We start from the raw sequence: 20,765 nt of genomic DNA, 5'->3' as shown, positions 1-20,765 counted from the left end.
GAAGAGATGAGAATAGGCAAGCTGCACATAGAGCGTCCGGTTATTCTCGCTCCTATGGAAGACGTTACGGACAGGTCTTTCAGAAAAATCTGCAAAAGGTTCGGAGCCGACGTTGTCTATACTGAATTTATCAGTGCGGAAGCGCTTCGGAGAGGGGTCGAGAAATCCGTACAGAAGATGCTGTTTGAGGATTACGAACGCCCTGCGGTCATTCAGATTTTCGGGAACTCCGAGGAAGCTATGGCTGAAGCGGCTGTTATTGCAGCATCGTACGCTCCGGATTATCTTGACATCAATTTCGGGTGCCCTGCGAAAAAGGTTGCCGGCAAAGGTGCTGGCGCAGCTTTACTCAGGGAGCCTGAAAAAATGGCCCGCATCGCTGCATCGGTGGTGAAAGCCGTATCGATTCCCGTGACGGTGAAAACCCGGATTGGCTGGGACAGGGAATCGATCAATATTCTGGATATCATTCCAAGGCTCGAGGACGCAGGCATCGGGGCGATAGCGGTTCATGGCCGTACAAGAAGCGAGATGTACAAGGGAACTGCGGATTGGGACTGGATTGCCAGAGTGAAAGAGCATGCAAGGATTCCGGTTATCGCCAACGGTGATATCTGGTCGGCCCGGGATGCTCTCGCCATGTTCAATCATACGGGTGCTGACGGTATCATGATCGGTCGTGGATCTATCGGTAATCCTTTTATTTTCAAGCAGGTCAAGGAACTTCTGCAGGGTGGTTCCGTGGTGACATTTCCCGGTTTCAGCGACAGGATAGCTGTGGCTATCGAGCATCTTCGGCTTTCTGTCGAATGCAAGGGGGAAAAATACGGAACGCTTGAGATGAGGAGGCATTACGCTACATATCTGAAGGGGTTACCGAAGGTTTCACGTGTAAGAGACCGACTTGTACGAGAGAATAACTGGCAACATGTGATCGAGATACTCAGGGATTACGAAACCGATTGTGAGCGGTATGCGAAAGAGGGAAAAATACGGGAGTACGCGGAGTATCTTAATGATCATTCGAAACGGCTGGTCCTGAAGTGAGGGAAAGAAGAAAAACAGGTTCGGTAGCTTGATGGCGGGAAATGTAAAAGAGAATAACAGAGAAATTTTTGTAAATCCTGTAGGGGTTTCACAAGGACTATAAAAGAAAAGGATGTCATTCGTCTTTTAACTCGTTGGAGAGTTTGACACGTTTACTAATCACACAATTATAGACAGAGCATAATGAGTAGTAAAGAAAAAGCATACAGTGTGGCGATTCTGGGGGTAACCGGGCTTGTGGGCAGAACCATGCTGGATGTGCTTGATGAGCGTGATTTTCCGGTGCGGGAAATTATCCCTCTGGCTTCCGAGCGGAGCCTGGGCAGGGAAATAAAATTCAGGGGGAAGACGTTTCTTACCGAGGTACCGACTTCTGAAGCTTTCAGCCGGGCGGATATCGCGTTATTTTCAGCCGGAGCCGGAGCAAGTCGGCAGTGGGCGGCGGTTGCAGCGGATTCAGGTGCGATTGTTATCGATAATTCTTCTGCATTTCGCATGGACCCCCATGTGCCGCTTGTTGTACCTGAAGTCAATTCCGAGGCGATTTTCGGGTTGGACGGGAGTCCCTGTAAGATTATTGCAAACCCTAACTGTTCGACCATTCAGATGGTGGTGGTTCTCAAACCGCTTCATGATAAGTTCCGTATCCGGCGAGTGGTTGTTTCAACCTATCAGTCTGTAACCGGCAAGGGGAAAATTGGGCGTGACGCTCTCGAGGAGGAGTTGGCAGGCAGGATACCCGAATCATTTGTTCATGTTCATCAGATCGCTTTCAATGCCGTGCCGCATATCGATGTGTTTCAGGAGAACGGTTATACCAAAGAAGAGATGAAGATGGTCAACGAGACGCGTAAAATCATGGGCGACGAGTCTCTGAGCGTTTCGCCGACAACCGTTCGTATTCCGGTATACGGCGGGCACGGAGAGGCCCTCAATATCGAATTTGATAACGATTTCGATATCGAGGAGCTCAAGGGACTGCTTTCGGGTGCTCCTGGGATCGTTGTTCAGGACGACCCTTCGGCAAATGTGTATCCCATGCCGCTCTCTTCCTATGAAAAGGACGAGGTTTTTGTGGGCCGGATACGACGGGATTTCTGGCATCCCAATACGCTGAACATGTGGATCGTAGCCGACAATTTGCGTAAGGGTGCAGCGACAAATGCTGTTCAGATCGCAGAAAAACTTGTTGGAAGGTTATGACGTTTTTTTATCGTAAAGGTTGATGAACGCTGCGCTCAGCGCTTTCAGCTCTATCGGTAAGCTGCAGGAGGAGCGAACGTTGTTCTCCATGGCGTACAGGTTGACAAGGTTCAGAGGGGAAAGCGTTGTTCCTGCTGCATCTGATATTTGTTCGGCAAGAGGCTTGTCGAGGGCGAGATTTCCGGTAATATAGATCGGACGTTGCTTGTATTGCGGGTTTGTCATCAGTTCCCGCAATACAAAATATTCCGCATCGTTTTGATGATTGAGCCGCCAATAGCTGAAATGTTCGAGTTCACCGTTACTGCCGGCAGAAAACGTCGCATATTCATGTTCGATTTCCAGAAGGACAAACGGTTGAAACGTTGCTGCAACACTTCGGATTATCGGTTTGAGGTAGAGTGTTGCGTTACTGATTGAACAGAACGCTCTCAGCCTGTGACGCACTATGCCGAAAAGAGCGTCTGGGTAATAAAATACCAGGTGTTTGCGGACAGGCTGCTGTTGCAGGTTGAGCGTGTACGGGATGTTGTCATGCATGTATTCCCCCGGTTTGCTCAACAGAAAGCCGGCTTCGGCTCTGCAATGAGAGTCGAAAGTTGTATCGGAAATGTTTTTGGGAAAAACTGTGTCGAGCGGGAAAAAACAAGGTGTATGAATGGAAAGAACTACGGTTTCAATCTGTTTTTTTCTGAGAAACGATGCAAGCTTGCCTAACGCTTTATCTCCGCCTGTACCGTTGTATGCCGAGGTTCCCGTACGTATTGTTTTGCATTCCCTGATCGAATAACCACCATCTTCATCATAGGTGACGCTTGCGATTGCAGTTGAATTCACATCAATTGCGCATGCATGGCAGTTCATATTCATTTAATCGAGGATGAGGTGCTGTTTCAAGGTTTCCATTCTTCTCTTGCCTATGCCTTTAACTTCCAAAAAATCCTGAAATCTTTCAACTCTTTCCTGTTTTGATTTTCTAAATGTGATCAGTCTGCTTGCAAGAACACTGCTTATGCCAGGAATCGAGCTGAGTTCCTCGACTGTCGCGCCTGAAAATACAATTTTTCCCGAGTCGGCAGCATCAGCTGATGACATTTTCTGCGATAAACCGATATGGTCGGCCTGTAAGCCTTTTTCCGCCAGGCTTTTTTCAAAGAGCATCGCTTCTCTCAGAAGGCTGTCCACTTTGGCATCGGTGAAATACGGGGTCTGTTCTTTTGCCTCGAACAGGGCGGCTTTTTGAAATGAGCGGCTGCCGTTGACAATAATACCGAGAACAAAAGACAGCAGCAATAAAGATACAACGGCTACCTCCGTTCGGGTCATGCTGAGCATGACGGCTATTTTATCCCGAAAGTTCATATAAAAACCCTCTTGACCCTTGAAGAAACAGCGCAGAGGATTTCATAGCTGATTGTTCCTGCAATTTTTGCAAGATCTGCAGCAGACAAGCCGTTCCATCCAAAAAGCACAGCATCGTCACCCACACGAACGTTGCTGTTTTTTCCAAGATCGACCATCGTTTGATCCATGGTGATCGTGCCAACCTGTGAACAGGGATTCCCTCGAATGAAAACTTTGGCTCTGTTCGACAACGTTCTCTGATAGCCGTCTGCATAACCTGCAGAAATAGTGGCTATTTTGCATCGGGACGGAGCGGTCCACTGACGGTTGTAGCTGATGGTTGTTCCGGTTTCCACATCTTTTATGAAAATCACTTTGGCGCGTAACTCCATTGCCGGTTTCAGATCGATCATGTTTTGTACGCTCTCGTCGGGGGGGTAGCCGTATAGCATTATCCCGGGCCTTACCATATCAAGGCAGGCATCTTTACGGCAGAGTAAGGCTCCGCTGTTTGCCGCATGTTTGCAAAGGTTTCTTTTTGCATGGTGCTCGAATTCCGAGCAGACTTCTGTAAATGTCCTAATTTGCCGATCGGCAAAATCGTCTGTTTTTGTGCTTTGGGCAAAGTGTGTATAGGCTCCCGTGAGCTGAAGGTGGGGGGTCTGTTCTACGGCTTGAAGAAGGTTGCAGGCAGCTTCAGGTGGTATGCCCAGCCTGCCCATTCCGGTATCGATTTTTACATGAACCTTCAGCGGCATGTTATATGATGATGCTATGGATTCAGCCGTACGTAGCGTGTCAAAATCACAGATGGTTGCTGTGATATCATGCTGCAGATAGAGGGGAAGGTGAGATGGAAGGGGTGAGCAGAATGCAAGGATCGCAGCGTTCCGGGAAACTGCGCTCTGTTTTCTGAGGTGCACGGCTTCTGTAATGTTTGCTACCCCGAAATCACTGACACCGAGACTTTCAAGGGTTTTCGATATATGCAGGGCACCGTGTCCATACGCATTTGCCTTGACGATGCCCATAATGCGGCATGTATCTGTGATTCGCTCCTGTATCTTTCGAAAGTTATGTATGAGGTTGTTCGAAGAAATCATTGCTGCAGCAAGGTGCTCTTCGGGGAGAGTGCTTGTGCAGGGAGTGGCTGTTGTATCCGTTGTCAATGGAGTATTCGGTGTGAGTGGACAGGTTTGCCGTGCATAGAGAATTCAGCCGCGTCTTTTGGATTTCTCTCTTGTATTACCAGGTCCTGACAATTGTGTGCAGGCTTCCCCAAAAATCGAAACTCTCCGGTTTTCTCGCGTGACTTGCTGTACTATCGAAACGTTCATGGCCTGTAATACGAGGTATTCTTTAAGGTAAAAAACATATTTTGTTCTTGTTTTTCAAGTCCATTACATTGTAAAGGCGCACTTCGTCTTTAATATCAAATCAACTCCCGCTACCGTATATGTGGCAGCAAAACATTTTTTCAAGGACAGACAGCACCCCGATGGTGCTGATCAATCGTTCGACCCGACACATCAAGCCACGCATTATGGCGAAAGTGGAGTTTCTGAATCCCTCCGGAACACATTACTGTCGTGTTGCGAACTCAATTGTCGATCATGCCGAAAAGGAGGGGCTTGTAAAGCCAGGTATGACACTTGTCGATTGGACCTATGGATGTAGCGGTATCGCCCTTGCAATGGCTGCCGTGACGCGAGGGTATAAAATATTGCTTGTTGTGCCCGATAAAATTTCCCGGGAAAAACAACAGGTGCTCAAGGCTCTGGGGGCTGAAATCGTCATTACCCCCTCCGATGCTCTTCCCGGTGAACCGAGGAGTTGCGTGAATGTTGCGGAAAATCTTGTTCGGAACATTCCGCATGCTTTTTTTGCCAATATGTATGAGCATGAGCGTAACCGCAATGTGCATATAGAGGAAACCGGCCCTGAAATCTGGGAACAGACCGAAGGCGGAGTTTCCCATCTTTTTGTTCCGGTTATTTCAGGAGCGATGATAGCGGGACTCGGCCGTTTTCTGAAAGCCAAACGTCCCGATATCAAAATTATAGGTGTCGAACCCGAGGGTTCAATCTACCGTGAATTGCTGCATTCAAGCCGTGCAGGTAAAGCAGCTGCTTATGAGCTTGAAGAGATCGGTGGCTTGTGGGAGTCGAAATACTGGGATGCTTCCGTTATTGATGATATTGTCCAGGTTAACGACAGGGATGCGTTGAATTGTGGCCGTGAGCTGTTGCGTACCGATGCGCTTTTTGCAGGTGGGGCTTCCGGTGCGGTACTTTTTGCCGCGATGAGAGCAGGTGCTCTTCTGGATGAAAGTGCGCAAATCGTCGTTATTCTGAGTGATTATGGGGGCTACTATCTCAGTAAGATGTACAATGACGAATGGATGAAACAAAAAGGGTTTTACAGGAAAGCTTCTTCCCTGAAAGATGAAATTACAGCCGAAGGAATTGTCGGTCTCAAAACCCGAAAGGAGCTAATCTGTGCTCATCCTGAACACACTCTTTCCGAGGTTTTTGAAATGATGCGTCAGCATGATGTATCCCAGGTGCCGGTAGTATCCTATGGCACGGCAATCGGAAGCATCAGTGAAAATAAAATTCTGTCCATTCTGATCGAGAATGACGAAGCGATGAATTCCAAAGTTGTCGGTTACATGGAACAGTCTTTTCCAGTATGCAGCTCGGATGCAACCATTTCCGAACTATCCGAAAAGCTGCAGGAAAGCACTTCCGGAGTTCTGATCACCCTTTCGGATGGAAGTTTTCAACTGCTTACCAGATCCGATTTGATCGAGGCACTAACACATAAATAGCATGTTGTCAAATCAAACCATAGACACTATAGAAGAGTCATACCGGACTTGATACGGCATCCGTAGGGACTTTCGCCAAAAGACGGATTTCCCTGGTCAAGTCCGGGGATAACAACCGTGAGGGGCAGCTGAACTACAAACGATCGTCTGTTCAAAACATGAAAAATGGCACCCTTTTGAGATTGCTTACCAGCGTTGCAAGTGCCGTATTGTTTATGTTGTTATATATACATGAAATGTAATGGGTTACGTCTTTCATTCTAATTATGTAGTTGTTTTTTTGGGGAGATTTACTTATCTAAGCAATCCTAAACGCATATTACCAAAATCACTATCTATTTGGTGCTCTGAACATAACCGTCCAATTTTTCATTTTCCATAAGGAAACATGGTATAAACAGGTATGGCTTCCGAAAAGACTGTAAATACTGAGCGGCAGGCGCCGGTAGTTGAATCGAAAAAAAGACAATATATCCTTGAGGGGAAGATAAAGCCCTGTTTTTGCGAAGGCTGTGAAGAGCTGACCGAAAAGGTTTTTGTCGGTGAATGGAAACCAAGCGATAAACCGAAGAATTATGATGTTCTCGGCACTTCCACCTCGAAAAAATCCGAAAAGAAAAAAACAGAGGAAGGCGAGGTACAGTCCGCTGCCGAGAACCAGTACTGGATAAGGTGTGCATCATGTAATCAGGTGTATTTGCTCAAGGAGTGGCAGATTCAGATAGATAAGGAGTTGAATCTTCAGGAACTTAATCCTGAAGATTGTCAGTTGTATTCTCCTCATGGCATCTATGCTCAGGGAGACGCTGTTTACCACAAGTCACTTGATGAGGTGGGGGTTGTCCGCGAAAAAAACGCTACAGGAAGTGGTGCCCATGTCATTATTGTGGAGTTTATCAAAAGCGGAAAAAAACAGCTGCTTGAAAATGTACAGGTAAGCCAGGGTAAGCCTGGCCAGAACGAGTCCCTGACGGAAATTTTAAAACTGAAATTAAAACGATAACAAATACTTGCAAGGAGGTGAAAAAGTTGGTAAGCGTACAGTCGAATGATAACGAGTCTATTGACAAAATGCTCAAGCGCTTCAAGAAAAAATATGAGCGTGCCGGTGTTTTGAAGGAGTTTCGTAAGAAAGCATATTTTGTAAAACCTTCAATTGAAGGCCGTTTGAAACGTTCAAGGAGTAAGCGCAGAGCTCAAAGAGCGAACGAAGAGCGTAATTCCTGATCGGAGATAATCAGGATATGATAGGTAAAGCAGCTCCTTTGGGGGTTGCTTTTTTGTTTAATCAAGTTGGAGTTCATGAAAATCTATAAAGGAGAAGTCAGTACCCTCCCGCCGGATAAATCAATATCTCACCGAGCCGCACTCATAGGTGCAATAGCAAAAGGGACCACCGAAATATCGAATTTTTCAGCTGGTTTCGATAATCAGTCAACGCTTGGCGTGCTACAGGCTTGTGGTATTACTGTGAGGCAGGAAAAAATAACCAAGGATAACGGAACTGTTGTCAGGAATGTTGTTATTCATTCGAACGGTTTATGGAGCTTCACCAGGCCGCAAAGTGAGTTGATGTGCGGTAACTCGGGTAGTACTATGAGGATGTTTGCCGGAATTCTTGCCGCTCAGCCTTTTGAGAGCGTTCTGGTTGGGGACAGCTCTTTGATGAAGCGGCCGATGCACCGTGTTGCCGAACCGTTACGTTTGATGGGGGCGGAAGTAACGCTTTCTCCAAAAAACACCGCTCCGGTTGTAATAAAGGGGTCTGCTGAACTGCGGCCGTTACGGTATGAGTTACAAGTTCCTTCTGCACAGGTGAAATCACTTGTGGCTTTTGCTGCCCTGCATGCAGATGGAGAAAGCTGTATTGTCGAGAATCTCTGCTCGAGAAATCATACGGAGGTTATGCTCGGGCTGCAGGTTAAAAAACTCTCCGAAGATAAGAAGGAGATTATTGTTCCCGGCCGGACGAGTGTTGCAGCAAAACCTTTCCATATTCCGGGAGATCCTTCGGCAGCATGCTTTATTATTGCTCTTGGTCTCTTGAGTCCCGGTTCTGAAATTCTTCTTCGCGATGTCTGCCTGAACCCCACACGTACCGGTTATCTCACTGTTCTCGATGAGGCCGGGGCGGAAATTCAGCTGGAAAACATTCGTCTGGCAGGAGGAGAGAAGATAGGGGATATTCTGGTCAGATACAGCCCGTCCATGAATCCGCTCAGGATAAGTGATCCGGCTCTGGTTGCAAATGTGATCGATGAAATACCGATGCTCGCAGTGCTTTCGGCATGTGCCACTGGCGAATTTGAGTTGCACAATGCAGCTGAACTTCGTGGGAAGGAAAGTGACAGAATCAGCGCGGTGGTCAACAACATGGAGCGTCTCGGATTTGTTTGTGATGAATATGCCGATGGTTTTGCCATTACCGGCCAAAGCAATACAGTGAATGGTGTGGTGCCCATCGAGAGCTACGATGACCATCGTATAGCGATGAGCTTTGCGATAGCCGATAAAGTACTTCCTGCAGAACTCGAAATTTCAGATTCCGAGGTTATCGGCGTCTCTTTTCCAAAATTTTTCGAGATCATCGAGAGTCTGGAGCACTAACTGGTTGTCATGCTCCTGACCCGATAAGCCTGAGGTGTTCGAGCAGATGGGCATTGAATCGGTCGGGCTGTTCCATGTTCGGAAAGTGCCCTGCTTCCGGTATGAGATGCAAGGTTGATCCGGGTATTTGTCTGTGCATGGATGCTACAACCGATGGAGGAGTCAGTTTGTCATCTTTGCCGGCAATGAACGTGACCGGGCAGGTAATGGTAGCAAGAGATTCGACGGAATCAGCCCTCGAGGCAATTGCCTGCATTGTTGCTGCTATGGTGTCACCAGACTGTTTTGTGACGATTCGTTTGAATAAATCGACCACATCCTGCTTTTTTGTATAGGTTTCGGGGGAGAATACATTCGACAGCATTCTGGAGACAGCTTCATCAGGGCCATGTGTTCTGACAGCGGCGATAAAGTCACGGCGGTTGGCAAGAGCGTCCTCGTTATCCTGTTCCGCCCTGGTGTCGCAAAGTACCATTGAAGAAACTTTTTCCGGAAACATCTGCCATAGCTCGAATGCCTGGTACCCGCCCATCGAGAGCCCCACGACAGTTACTCTCTCGATGTGCAACATCGAGAGTAATGAAGAAATTTCTTCGATGTAATCACGAAAATTCCAGCTTTTTTTTTGTGACGAACCTTCAACACCGAACACATCAGGAGCAATAGCGGGAATTCCTCCTGTTTCAAGTGCAGAGAGCTGAGATGCCCACATTTCGGATGAAAGCGGAAAAGCATGCAGCAGAAGTACTGTACAAGCCGAAGAGGCTGTGGAATCAAGATGGATGCTTTTGTAGCTCAGCATGACATTGTTTTTTGGGGTGTCTTTTTTATCCGTGCGGGTCACTTGACTTAGTGTGTCCGCCACCGCTTTTCGCCTGATTTTTTATTTCCTTGAGAATGGTGTTTGCATCGTTGAGGATCTTGCGGGCTTCGTCTCTCGCATTTTCTATGATCTCTTTCGAGCGTTCTCGTGCTTCGTTGTCATAGATTTCACCATTTTCATCGACGTCGTAAAATTCAGCTGCCTTGTCGCTTGCCATGTCAAGGGCTCGACGCAGTTTACCGGTGATTATCCGTTGTGTTTCCTGTCCTTTGTCCGGGGCAAAAAGCAAGCCCATGACGGTTCCGATGGCCGCACCGAGAGCAGCGCCGTAGAATAGTCCCTTATAGTAGTTGTCCTGATTGTCCATGCTGCATTTATTTAATTGACTGGCAAGGCACCGCGGTTTTAAAAAAGCGGTTGTAATTATGGCTTTTGTGTTGTTCGGGGTGCCCTTTTGCTTTTTAATTTAAAAAAATAAGTATGAAGAGACGACTACTGTATATCATCCTTCATGCAGTATTTCCAATATCATGTCTTTGTTTTCCAGTATTCTCTCGCAGAGATTTTCCTGGCAGACAAGTCTGAACTTTTTTGTGTACCGTTCAAACGAGAGGATAAAGTCCGAGAGGAATACCGATTCGCCGAAATCGTCGAATCGGATATAACGTTCCCGAGTCGCACGGGAATCATTCAGGTGTTCATATCGGGTAGGAAAGATCCTGAGTTCACGAAGATCGGCGTAATCAAAAACATCTTTGAGTGAGGGCGGGTCGATAAGTATTTCATGGCCCTTCAGCCTGAGAGCGTAGTGCTTGTTGAGCATCTTGCAGATCTCAATTTCCTTTTTCTTGCGAAGGTTGTGGTTGGTTGTATAGGCGAACATCCAGGTGACAGGCTCATTTGCCCCGTTATGATAGGGGCAAAGCGTAAGAGAGCGTTTGTATATTTTTCTTTGTATGATGCTGTGCAGGAGTTCGCCCGATGGAGGCCATGACGAGGAATGGAGACGCGTGAGCTCATGGAGCACCTGGTCATCGGAATTATCGTAAAAAAGCGTTCTTAGCTTTTCAGGTGAAATTGCTGATTCATCGACTGCATCCTGGAGCATTCTACGCAACATGACTGCAAAGGTGCGGCTGGTATGGTGCCAGTAGACATTGCGCATCATCATGTATTTGGTGAAAAGCAGGCTTTCGAGAGGTGCGATACCTTTTTCGGTAATGGCGAAACGTCCCCGTCCAGGGTCGGGGACGAAGGACTCGATAAGCCGTTCGATATCGATGCTGCCGTAAGGGATGTTGCAGTGATGGGCGTCTCGCATCAGATAATCCATTTTATCGGGGTCGAGTGTGCCGCTTATCAGTTTTTTAAACCTGCCGGATCCTTTTACCGCGATAATATCTGCAACTTCATGAGGATTGACCTGCCATTGGTCTTCAAGGATTTCCGCTATGGATGAAAAACCGTCATGGTGTTCAAAAAGAAATCTCTCGATCAAGGACTCATGAGCGTTGAAGACAGGTTTGTTTCGATATACAGGAGCTTGTTCTTCAAGAACATGCGCGTGCGGGTAGTGCCCGATATCATGAAGCAGGGCGGCAGCAAGAAGAAGTTTGCAGGTGTGGTCATCGAAAATAAGGGCATCTCCCTGTAAACTTTCTGCAAGGGGATTGGTTACAATCCTTTGCAGAATAAGTTTCATGAGATGATAGACACCGATAGAGTGCTCGAAACGGGTATGATTTGCTCCGGGGTAGACTTGCTGGGCAAACGAAAGTTGTCGTATACCTTTCAGGCGAAGAAAGGTAGGATGCGCCAAAATCTTTTTTAAAGGTGTATTGAGTGGAATATGGCCCCATACAGGGAGCCGAATAAACCCCCCATCTGAGCAAAAAAGCAAGTTATCGGAAATCATGAAGGGTTATTGTTGCATTATACTGTCGAGGTCGCGGGATGTTCTTCGGTTTTCAGGTGTAATGTACAGACTTTTCGAAAATGATGACCGTAGATGCTAAGCGTTATCGCCAGGGACAGTGATTGATGCTGCTTGAAAAGTGTCCAGATGAGCATTTTCCAGTAATGAAACCGTTCTTTGCCGATGACTCCAAGAACCACCATGGATCGAAAAAGAGCAACCAGTTGTCCAGGGCGGAAACGGGATTTTGACTTCGGTGGTTTGTATTCGATCAACAGTGTTTTGATTCTGCGGTAATAGTTTTTCGGGGAATACAGATAATTCATCATATCTCTGTACCCCTTACGGAGCGTTTCAATATCCATTTTTGGAACAATGTTCGTGGTATTATCAACATTGTCACCGCTTGAACTGCTCAAGAGCCTGCCTTCGGTTTTCATTCGCTCATACAGCTTTGTGCCCGGTAGGGCCTGTAACAGTCCGACCATGGCGGTAACGATTCCGCTGTTCTGGATGAATTCTATCTGCTGCTGGAAAATAGAGGGGGTATCGGCATCGAACCCGACGATGAACCCTCCCTGTACCTCGAGTCCTTTGCGCTGAATTCGCTTGATGTTCGCAAGCATGTCTCTTGATGTGTTGTGTTGTTTTCCACATGCTTCCAGAGCCGAGTGATTGGGCGTTTCAATGCCGATAAAGACCTGATTGAACCCGGCTTTGACCATAAGATCCATGAGCTCCTGATCATCGGCAATGTTGATCGAACACTCAGTGTAAAACTTGGTTGTCGCTTTTTTCGACTGCTGCCATTCGATAAGCTTGGGTAGAAGATCCTTTTTCAGATAAGACTTGTGCGCTATGAAATTGTCATCGACAAAGAATATGCTTTCGCGCCACCCTCTTTCATACATGGCTTCCAGTTCCCGGATGATTTGATCGCTGCTTTTAATCCGGATCTTGTGTCCGAAAAGAGTTGTGACATTGCAAAAATCGCACTGGTAGGGGCAGCCTCTCGAGAACTGCAACGCCATCGATGCATATTTCTTCATGTTGAGCAGTTCCCATTGTGGTACCGGTGACGTTCTGACGTCGGGAAAGCCGTTCGACCGATACTCTTTTTTGGCAATACCCTGAGCAAAATCTTCAAGAAAAAGAGGGAGCGTAAGTTCTGCTTCGTTGAGTACCAGATAGTCGACTTCCGGAAATTGCTCCGGTTCGGAAGTAAAGAGGGGACCTCCAGCTACAACTTCGAGACCGGCATTCTTACAGCGTGCTATGATTTGTTTTGCCGACTTTTTTTGCACGCCCATCGCACTGACGAACGCGATATCAGCCCATTCGATGTCCTTTTGTGTCAGCTTGGAAACATTCAGGTCAACCAGTTTTTTTCGCCATTCGGTTGGCAGCATGGCTGATACCGTTATAAGACCGAGGGGAGGAAGAGATGCTTTCTTGCTTACAAACTTCAGAGCATGCTTGAAGCTCCAAAAAGTGTCAGGAAATTCCGGATAAAGGAGCAGTATATTCATACTTACGTAGATCGTTTCAGAGAGTGAAGCTGTGCAATGGCTAAATAATGATAAACCTGAAAAGCATACAGTTCGTTCCTTGGGTGAAGATGAAAGAAAGCAAGAAACGGAGGCACATGATGCAGCAACTCATGCGTATTCCGGTTCGGACAGTGTTCGGTCTCCCGTTACGATGGAAAACGTGGAGCCTTTTTCGGGTTGACGGGACACAACGATTTTTACCTCGAACGCATCTTTCAATTTTTCAAGATGAGTGATGAGCACAATTTTTTCAAACTCGTCGGTAATACGATGAATTGAATCTATGATTGCGTCAAGTCCGTCTTCATCCTGGGTACCGAAGCCTTCGTCGATGACAAGCAACTTCAGGCCATGACCTGTTTGTATCGAAAGAAGTTTCGAGAGGGCTATTCTGAGTGACAGGTCAATACGAAACTTTTCACCCCCTGAAAAACTTTCATAGTCCCTGACTTCACCCTGGGAATCTGAAATTGCTATTTCGAGGGTTTCGGTGATATTTTTATTGATACGCTGTTTTTGGGTACGGACTTCAAATGCCATCTGGTTCTGGGTGAGCTTGCCGAGAATGCTGTTTGCCTGTTCCTCGAGTTGCGGTACAGCATTTTCAATCAGGAGGCTTTGAATGCCCTTGATGCCGAAAGCATCCTGCAGAATGGTGAGGATATTTTTTATCTCTTCTTTTCCGCCGAGTTCAGCGGATAATTTTTTTCTCTGTTTTTCCTTTTCAGCAAGATCGTCAAGGCTTTTTTTCAAGGTTTGCTTTTCAACCAGAAGCTGCCGCAGTTTATTTTCCGCTGTTTTTTTCTCTTGCACTGTTCTCTCGAACTTTTTGGTCAGTTCCGGTTTACCTTCAAGCAGGTCAACTATTTCGAAAAAGCGGCTTTGCAGTGACTTTCTCTCGTTTTCAATGGCATCGAGTTTTTGCCTGCAGGTTTCATGTTCCATGGTCAGCTTTTCAAGGCGCAATGTTGCCATGCCCAGTGCCCCTGCACGGTTTTCTGCATCCGAAAGGGTTTCCAGCTCGGTTTTTAAAGCGTTGTGCACTTCGGGGCTGTAGCCGAGTGAAACTATCTCTGCATCGATCTCTGAAAGTTTTCGGAGTTCCTCGGTTGCAATGGCTCCCGATGTGAGAGCTTTACGGGTTTTCAGAAGATCTTCAGTATGGGTTTCCCGTGTTTTTACAGTTTGCGTGTATGCTGCGTCGAGTTCTTCGAGCTGTTTCAACCGTTCATCAAGCGCAGAACGTTTGGAATGGAGGGTTTGAAGCCTTTTTTGTTGTGCGCTGAGTTCCTGCTGTTTTTTTTCCAAACCGCGCCAAAGGGCTTCGAATTGTTTTTTTTCAATCCTGTTGTCTGCAAGCTCTTTTTCAATGTTCCTGTACTGAATACGATACTCTTCAAGCACCTTTTCTTTATGGGCTTCATTGACCGTCGAGTGGCAGAGCGGACAGATTGTGCCTTCAATACCTTTGAATTCCAGTCCCTTTTTTTTGATGTCTTCGAGGTTTTCGACCAGCGTTTGTATGCGGTTTTCAAGCTGAGAGAGCGAACGAACGCAGTGGTCTTTTCCATCGAGTTCCTCTTCGAGCTTTCTGGCCGATGTTTCCAGTAGTCTCTGCTCATCACGCAGCTGTTGCAGAATCCGGCGGTCGGCTTGCAGATTTTCTATTTTTTCCGCAAGAGCTTTCAGGTTTGAATCGGAAGTGTGCAGGGCTGTTTCGATGGTTTCAACCTTTTGTGACGCTTTTTGTGTTTTGAGCGCTTTTACCGATTCTATTCGTATACTTTCCTGGCGGAGCTTGCCTATGGTTTTTGAGATATGTTCCAGAGCAGAGAGCTCTTTTTTCAACTCGTTGAACTTTCTGATATTCTGTTCGATAGTGTCTCTGCTGTCGACCAGTGACCGCAATTCAGCTTCCTCTTCCCGGAGCTTCGTGCTGCGGACGACAAGTTCTTCTTTGCGGGAATCAATGCTGGCCAACTGAGCCTTGAGCGCTTTCTGTTCAAGTTCCAGCCCTTTTATGGCCGTCAACTGTTGTTCAAGTTCGGTGCATGACGAAACGCATGTGGTGAGCTCCTTTTCGGCTATTTTCGATTCTGAAGATTTCTTTTTCAGTTCGGCTCGCAACGTCGGGGTGAGGGAAAGATCGTCACGCAAGGTGCCGATTCTGCCGGCAAGATAGGTTATTTCCTCGCCGATTGTTCGTGCTTTCTCCTTTGCCTTTTCAGCTAAAACAGCATAGCGATCAATCCGAAGGATCTGTGCCAGGATTTCCTTGCGTTCTTTCGGAGATTTGAGGGTAAACTCGTTTGATCGTCCCTGGCTTATGAATGAAGAACTGATGAAGCCATCATAATCGAGCCCGACAAGATCGAGAATTTTTTTCTGTGTAAGACGAAGTGTATTTTCATTCTGGCTCTGGAAAACATCGGCGTCAGGGTCGAAGATATGCAGATCAACCTGCTCGGTGGTTCCACCGCTTTTTTTTCTTGTTGCCTTACGGAGTATTCTGTAAGTTTTTCCGCTTGTCTCGAAAACGCAGGATACCTGCATTTCATCGGCGTTTTCGTTGATCAGTCCCTCTTTGCCCGTGCGCCCTTTTCCCCAAATGCACCAACCCATCGCTTCAATGAGGCTCGATTTTCCGGCAGCGTTGGCTCCAGTCAGGCAGGCTATCCTGAAACGTTCAAAGTCGAGTTCCTGCGGTTCTTCACCGTAGCTCTGGAAATTGCTGATAGTGAGTTTTTTCGGAATCATCGCTCTATAGCAGGGGTTGGGAACTCAATAACGGTCAAGCGAAAATTTTTCTCCGAGATAAACCTTTCTTGCTTCAGGGTTGGCTGCGATCTCTTCGGGGGTCCCCTTTATAAATATCGTTCCGTCGAACAGCAGGTAGGCGTGATTGGTGATGGAAAGGGTCTCATGGACGTTGTGGTCGGTAATGAGCACTCCAATGTTACGCTTGACGAGTCCTTCGACGATTTCCTGAATATCTTCGACAGCGATCGGATCGACGCCGGCAAACGGTTCGTCAAGCAGTATGAATTTCGGGTCGAGAGCAAGCGCCCGAGCTATCTCGGTCCGGCGCCGCTCCCCGCCTGAAAGAGCGTAGCCCATGCTTTTGCGTATATGCGTGATGTTCAGGTCTTCGAGCATCTCTTCGGTTCTTTCCTTCTGCTCTGTTTTTGAAAGGGAAGAAAATTCAAGAACACTCTGAATGTTGTCTTCGACAGACATCTTTCTAAATACAGAGGCTTCCTGGGGAAGGTAACCGATACCGAACCGGGCCCGTTTGTACATGGGCAGATCGGTGATATTGCGATCATCGAGAAAAACATCTCCGGCATTCGGTCTGACGAGGCCGACGATCATGTAGAACGTGGTGGTTTTTCCTGCACCGTTCGGTCCCAGTAGCCCGACAATTTCTCCCTGTTTTACTTCCAGGGTCGAGCTTCTGACAACTTCACGTTTGTTGTAGATTTTTTTCAGCTTGCTGCAGCTCAGTGTCGATACCATACCGTTACGTTGCTATACGTTCCTTATGCTTTCCTGTCGAATGTGTTGAATGCCGACCGCTCATCAATATAAGAGATTCCTGAGATGTTCGCAGGTTTAACTTCACTGGGTTCGTGCGGCATGCTCTTTCCTTTTCGGCTGCACTTCGGTTGCTTTACCGGGCAGATTCGATATGTTTTTTTCACTTCGTCCGTTTTTTATTCATGGCATGTTTGTAAAGGAGTATCGTGATGAGTGTTTTGGAAAGCCAAAGATAATCTGTATTACGTATATAATGAGCGACGTAACAGGTGACCTATCATATAATTCGAAGACAAGAGGTGATATCATGAAAAGAGTGGAAAACAAAGTTGCTGTTGTGACAGGAGGGGCATTCGGGATAGGAAAGGCAATCTCCTTGTTGCTGGCTGAAGAAGGCGCGAAAGTGGCTGTAACGGATATAGCGGATGATGAGGGGCAGCGCGTGGCGGAAGAAATTGAACGGTCAGGAGGCATTGCGAAATACTGGCATCTCGATACCTCTGTCGAAAGTGATGTCGAGAATGTTTTTGCCGGTGTTGCCGATGTGTTCGGGGCTATTGATGTGCTTGTAAACAATGCCGGTATCGCCGGGGCGAACAGGCCTACCCACGAAGTTACCAGGGAGGAGTGGGAAAAAGTCATAAACGTGAATGTAACCGGGGTTTTTCTGTGCACAAAATATGTCGTTCCTTATATGATGCGAGTTGGTAGAGGGAGCATTGTAAACCTTTCATCCATTTACGGGCTTGTCGGTGCGGCCGATCTTCCGCCCTATCATGCATCCAAGGGGGCTGTTCGACTGATGAGCAAAAATGATGCTCTGCAGTATGCAAGGGATAACATCAGGGTCAATTCTGTGCATCCGGGTTTTATCTGGACACCACTTGTCGAGCAACTTGCCGAGGATTCGCCGGATGGAGCGACTGCTTTCAGGGCGCATCTTGACAGCAAGCACCCGATCGGTCATGTCGGGGAGCCTGACGATATCGCTTACGGCGTGCTCTATCTGGCGTCCGAAGAATCCAAATTCATTACCGGCAGTGAACTTGTCATAGATGGTGGCTACACCGCCCAATAACATCACCTTTTCGGTGCGTCCGTCATCCGTTTTGCCGGTTCCATGTTCTTCAAAAAGAAACAAAGATGAACGTTCCATTCTATCATGTCGATGCATTCACTGCCGAAGTTTTTGCCGGCAATCCGGCAGGGGTGTGCTTGCTCGATGAGTGGTTGCAAGACGATGTTCTGCAAGCGGTTGCTGCTGAGAATGCCCTCCCCGAGACGGCATTTCTCGTCCGTCGGGCAGGCCATTATGAGCTGCGATGGTTTACGCCTGTGTTGGAAATAGATCTCTGCGGTCACGCTACACTTGCCAGCGGGCATGTCATTTTCAGCAGGGCCGACGGTGATTCAGAACGTGTGGAATTCATGAGCAAGAGCGGGCCTTTATCGGTGGAACGACAGGATAATCTGCTGTTTCTCGATTTTCCCTCCCGAAAACCTGAAAAATGTACATTCCCTGATGGGCTTGGCTCCATGCTCGATGCTTCACCGGCGGATGTTCTTGTCTCACGTGATTTGCTGGTTGTTTTTGATGATGAGGATACTGTAACGAATCTCGATCCCGATCTGGATGCCATAGCGAAGCTCGAAGGTTTCGGGATGATTGTGACTGCGCCCGGGAAAAACTCCGATTTCGTTTCACGATTCTTTGCACCAAGCGCCGGGATTGCTGAAGATTCTGTTACGGGTTCGGCACACTGTACACTTGTACCGTACTGGGCAAAGCGTCTGGGCAAGAAAAACCTTCATGCCTTCCAACTCAGTAAGCGAGGAGGCGAGTTGTTTTGCGTGGATAACGATACGAGAGTCTCGATCGGGGGGCGAGCGGTAACCTATCTGTCAGGAACGATAACGATATGAAAAAAGGATGCTCATAACTCGTTGAACTTATGACGGATTTCTTTTGGATGTTTGTTCTCGAAAAGGTGAATTTTTTTGGTTGTTTCGACAGGAGTGGCAAAATTGTTGCGGTAACTCGAAAAAGAGATGCCGCTTTTTTCAATTTTCAAACTGATTTCAAGCATGGTAACGGTATTACCCTATAAAGGCAGATATCCGGATCTTCATGAATCTGTATTTCTTGCCGATGGCGCCCGTATTATCGGCGATGTGACCATCGGTGCACACTCAAGCGTCTGGTTCAACACGGTTATTCGCGGGGACGTCTGTCCGATACGGGTCGGTGAAAAAACAAGTGTTCAGGACAATGCCACGCTGCATGTAACACATGATACCGGGCCGCTCAATATCGGAAGCAATGTCACCATAGGACACGGTGCAGTTCTCCATGCCTGTACGGTGAAAGATTATGTGCTTATCGGTATGGGGGCTGTGCTGCTCGATGATTGTGTCATCGAACCGTACTCGGTTGTCGCTGCAGGTTCGCTTGTCAGGCAGGGGTTTAAAGTGCCTTCTGGCATGCTGGTGGCCGGCATTCCTGCAAAGGTCGTGCGGCCCATTACCGACGTTGAACGTGAAACGATCGACGAATCACCCGAGAATTATGTCCGGTATGTACAGAACTATCGTGAAGGGGGGTATGATGGGAAAGGCCATGGTGAAGTGGTTGAATTTAAGTAAATTGCATCACAATTTTCGATAACATCTTTCAAACAGGCATATAATGAAAAGTGATGTGGTTATTGTCGGCGGTGGCATCAGCGGATTGAGCCTTGCCTTTTACGCAGCGAAAGCGGGATTCAAAACGACACTGCTGGAAAAAAACGACAATCCGGGGGGATCGTTCAGCTCTCACCGTTACACAGGCAATAACGCGAATTTCTGGTTCGAGCTCGGAGCTCATACCTGTTATAACTCATATCAGAACCTTCTGGACATTGTCGATGCCTGTAATCTTACCGATTCGATTATTCCCCGTGAGAAGGTTCCCTTTACACTTTTGGTCGATAAGCAGCTCAAATCGGTTTTCTCGGCGCTCAATATTTTCGAGGCTCTCAAAAGCATTCCAAATATCTTCTCTCTCAAAAAGGAGGGGTTGAGCGTTCGTGACTATTACTCTAAAATCGTTGGGGTCAACAATTACAACAACACACTCAGCCATTTCTTCAATGCTGTTCCTTCGCAGCCGACCGATGATTTTCCTGCGGACATGATGTTTAAGTCAAGACCCAAACGAAAAGAGGTGTTGAAGAATTATACGTTCAAGGAAGGGCTGCAGTCTGTCGCAAAAGCAATTGCAAAAAGCAAGGGAATCAATGTTTTTACCGATCAGGAAGTTACCGGCATAGAGGTAATCGACGGCAGTTATGCCATCACGACAAAAGCAGGCGTTACTCATTCGGCTACTACGCTTGCTCTTGCAACACCTTCGGCGGTTTCTTCACATCTGCTTCAAACGATCGAACCCGATATTTCAAAACATCTCGGTTCACTCAAGGCTGCAACGGTTGATTCCGTCGGGGTTGTGATCAATAAACGCGACCTCTCGATCAAACCCGTTGCTGCGATCATTTCGCCAAACGATATTTTCTTCTCTGCGGTGTCCCGTGACACGGTTTCTGACGATAACTACAGGGGGTTTGCCTTTCATTTCAAGCCGGGAGAGAGCGATGAGACAAAAATGCGCAGAATCACCGATGTTCTCGGCATCAGCGAGAGCAAGATCATTCATAAGCATACGGTCCTGAACACGGTTCCTTCGTTGCGCTTGGGTCATCGGGAGTGGTTGGAAAAGATGAACAGCTTGCTTGCCGGGAAGAACCTTCTTCTCACCGGTAATTATTTCGGTGGAATGGCTATCGAGGATTGTGTTTCCCGTTCCCTGAGTGAAAGCAGTCGTTTGAAAAAAGCACTCTGACTCTCCGCTTGTCTGCCTGAGCGGTAATC

The 20,765-nt window shown here is 47.3% G+C and carries 19 protein-coding genes; 10 read left to right on the top strand and 9 right to left on the bottom strand.

The features are described 5' to 3' along the window. Window positions 1-6: 6 nt before the first annotated feature. Complete coding sequence (dusB, locus tag CR164_RS02925) at window positions 7-1,047, top strand: tRNA dihydrouridine synthase DusB (RefSeq protein WP_110022432.1); 1,041 nt, start codon at window positions 7-9, stop codon at window positions 1,045-1,047. A gap of 183 nt (window positions 1,048-1,230) precedes the next feature. Beyond that, a complete protein-coding gene (locus tag CR164_RS02920; protein ID WP_110022431.1) occupies window positions 1,231-2,250 on the top strand; it encodes an aspartate-semialdehyde dehydrogenase in 1,020 nt (339 codons plus the stop codon). Here CR164_RS02920 and CR164_RS02915 read toward each other — a convergent pair. The 3 genes from CR164_RS02915 to alr are packed head-to-tail and all read right to left on the bottom strand — an operon-like array spanning window position 2,245 to window position 4,763. Further along, window positions 2,245-3,087, bottom strand: a complete 843-nt coding sequence (locus CR164_RS02915; RefSeq protein ID WP_146204129.1) for a hypothetical protein — start codon at window positions 3,085-3,087, stop codon at window positions 2,245-2,247. The genes CR164_RS02920 and CR164_RS02915 overlap by 6 nt on opposite strands. Before the next feature lie 33 nt (window positions 3,088-3,120). Continuing rightward, window positions 3,121-3,612, bottom strand: a complete 492-nt coding sequence (locus tag CR164_RS02910) for a ComEA family DNA-binding protein (RefSeq protein ID WP_110022429.1) — start codon at window positions 3,610-3,612, stop codon at window positions 3,121-3,123. Continuing rightward, complete coding sequence (alr, locus tag CR164_RS02905; RefSeq protein ID WP_239994446.1) at window positions 3,609-4,763, bottom strand: alanine racemase; 1,155 nt, start codon at window positions 4,761-4,763, stop codon at window positions 3,609-3,611. The genes CR164_RS02910 and alr overlap by 4 nt, the downstream gene beginning before the upstream one ends. Before the next feature lie 287 nt (window positions 4,764-5,050). On the opposite strand from alr, the gene CR164_RS02900 reads away from it, so the two are divergent. From CR164_RS02900 to aroA, 4 genes are all read left to right on the top strand, one after another. Further along, window positions 5,051-6,424 carry a pyridoxal-phosphate dependent enzyme gene (locus CR164_RS02900; protein WP_110022427.1) on the top strand — a complete coding sequence of 458 codons (1,374 nt, stop codon included), beginning with the start codon at window positions 5,051-5,053 and terminating at the stop codon, window positions 6,422-6,424. Between the two features lie 403 nt (window positions 6,425-6,827). Then, window positions 6,828-7,427, top strand: a complete 600-nt coding sequence (locus CR164_RS02895; RefSeq protein WP_110022426.1) for a hypothetical protein — start codon at window positions 6,828-6,830, stop codon at window positions 7,425-7,427. Window positions 7,428-7,453: 26 nt separating this feature from the next. Beyond that, entirely contained in the window at window positions 7,454-7,651 is a 198-nt protein-coding gene (gene rpsU / locus CR164_RS02890; protein ID WP_110022677.1) for a 30S ribosomal protein S21, read from the top strand. 75 nt (window positions 7,652-7,726) lie between these two features. Then, window positions 7,727-9,031: a 3-phosphoshikimate 1-carboxyvinyltransferase gene (aroA, locus tag CR164_RS02885; RefSeq protein ID WP_110022425.1), complete on the top strand. Its 1,305-nt coding sequence runs from the start codon at window positions 7,727-7,729 to the stop codon at window positions 9,029-9,031. Between the two features lie 7 nt (window positions 9,032-9,038). On the opposite strand, the gene CR164_RS02880 is transcribed toward aroA, so the two are convergent. The 6 genes from CR164_RS02880 to lptB form a co-directional block, all read right to left on the bottom strand. Then, window positions 9,039-9,833: an alpha/beta fold hydrolase gene (locus tag CR164_RS02880; RefSeq protein ID WP_110022676.1), complete on the bottom strand. Its 795-nt coding sequence runs from the start codon at window positions 9,831-9,833 to the stop codon at window positions 9,039-9,041. 25 nt (window positions 9,834-9,858) lie between these two features. Further along, the gene (locus CR164_RS02875; protein WP_110022424.1) at window positions 9,859-10,221 is read right to left on the bottom strand and encodes a YtxH domain-containing protein; all 363 of its coding nucleotides are present in this window, start codon (window positions 10,219-10,221) and stop codon (window positions 9,859-9,861) included. Window positions 10,222-10,356: 135 nt separating this feature from the next. Beyond that, window positions 10,357-11,769, bottom strand: coding sequence for an HD domain-containing protein (locus tag CR164_RS02870; protein WP_110022423.1), 1,413 nt, complete (start codon window positions 11,767-11,769; stop codon window positions 10,357-10,359). A gap of 17 nt (window positions 11,770-11,786) precedes the next feature. After that, a complete protein-coding gene (locus tag CR164_RS02865; protein ID WP_110022422.1) occupies window positions 11,787-13,298 on the bottom strand; it encodes a B12-binding domain-containing radical SAM protein in 1,512 nt (503 codons plus the stop codon). Between the two features lie 129 nt (window positions 13,299-13,427). Beyond that, entirely contained in the window at window positions 13,428-16,076 is a 2,649-nt protein-coding gene (locus tag CR164_RS02860; protein ID WP_110022421.1) for an AAA family ATPase, read from the bottom strand. A 24-nt stretch (window positions 16,077-16,100) separates the two neighbouring features. After that, entirely contained in the window at window positions 16,101-16,835 is a 735-nt protein-coding gene (gene lptB / locus CR164_RS02855) for an LPS export ABC transporter ATP-binding protein (RefSeq protein WP_110022420.1), read from the bottom strand. Window positions 16,836-17,163: 328 nt separating this feature from the next. On the opposite strand from lptB, the gene CR164_RS02850 reads away from it, so the two are divergent. The 4 genes from CR164_RS02850 to CR164_RS02835 all read left to right on the top strand — a co-directional run bounded on the left by CR164_RS02850 (window position 17,164) and on the right by CR164_RS02835 (window position 20,736). After that, window positions 17,164-17,934, top strand: coding sequence for an SDR family NAD(P)-dependent oxidoreductase (locus CR164_RS02850; protein WP_110022675.1), 771 nt, complete (start codon window positions 17,164-17,166; stop codon window positions 17,932-17,934). A gap of 65 nt (window positions 17,935-17,999) precedes the next feature. Further along, window positions 18,000-18,779 carry a PhzF family phenazine biosynthesis protein gene (locus tag CR164_RS02845; protein ID WP_110022419.1) on the top strand — a complete coding sequence of 260 codons (780 nt, stop codon included), beginning with the start codon at window positions 18,000-18,002 and terminating at the stop codon, window positions 18,777-18,779. A gap of 162 nt (window positions 18,780-18,941) precedes the next feature. Continuing rightward, window positions 18,942-19,499, top strand: a complete 558-nt coding sequence (locus CR164_RS02840) for a gamma carbonic anhydrase family protein (RefSeq protein ID WP_110022418.1) — start codon at window positions 18,942-18,944, stop codon at window positions 19,497-19,499. 43 nt (window positions 19,500-19,542) lie between these two features. Continuing rightward, window positions 19,543-20,736: a protoporphyrinogen/coproporphyrinogen oxidase gene (locus CR164_RS02835; RefSeq protein ID WP_110022417.1), complete on the top strand. Its 1,194-nt coding sequence runs from the start codon at window positions 19,543-19,545 to the stop codon at window positions 20,734-20,736. The last annotated feature ends 29 nt before the right edge of the window (window positions 20,737-20,765 follow it).

This window comes from Prosthecochloris marina, from assembly GCF_003182595.1.
GTDB classification, from domain to species: Bacteria; Bacteroidota; Chlorobiia; order Chlorobiales; family Chlorobiaceae; genus Prosthecochloris; species Prosthecochloris marina.
The sequence above is the reverse complement of the archived record's forward strand: the minus strand, read 5'-3'. Positions and strand labels throughout refer to the sequence as shown.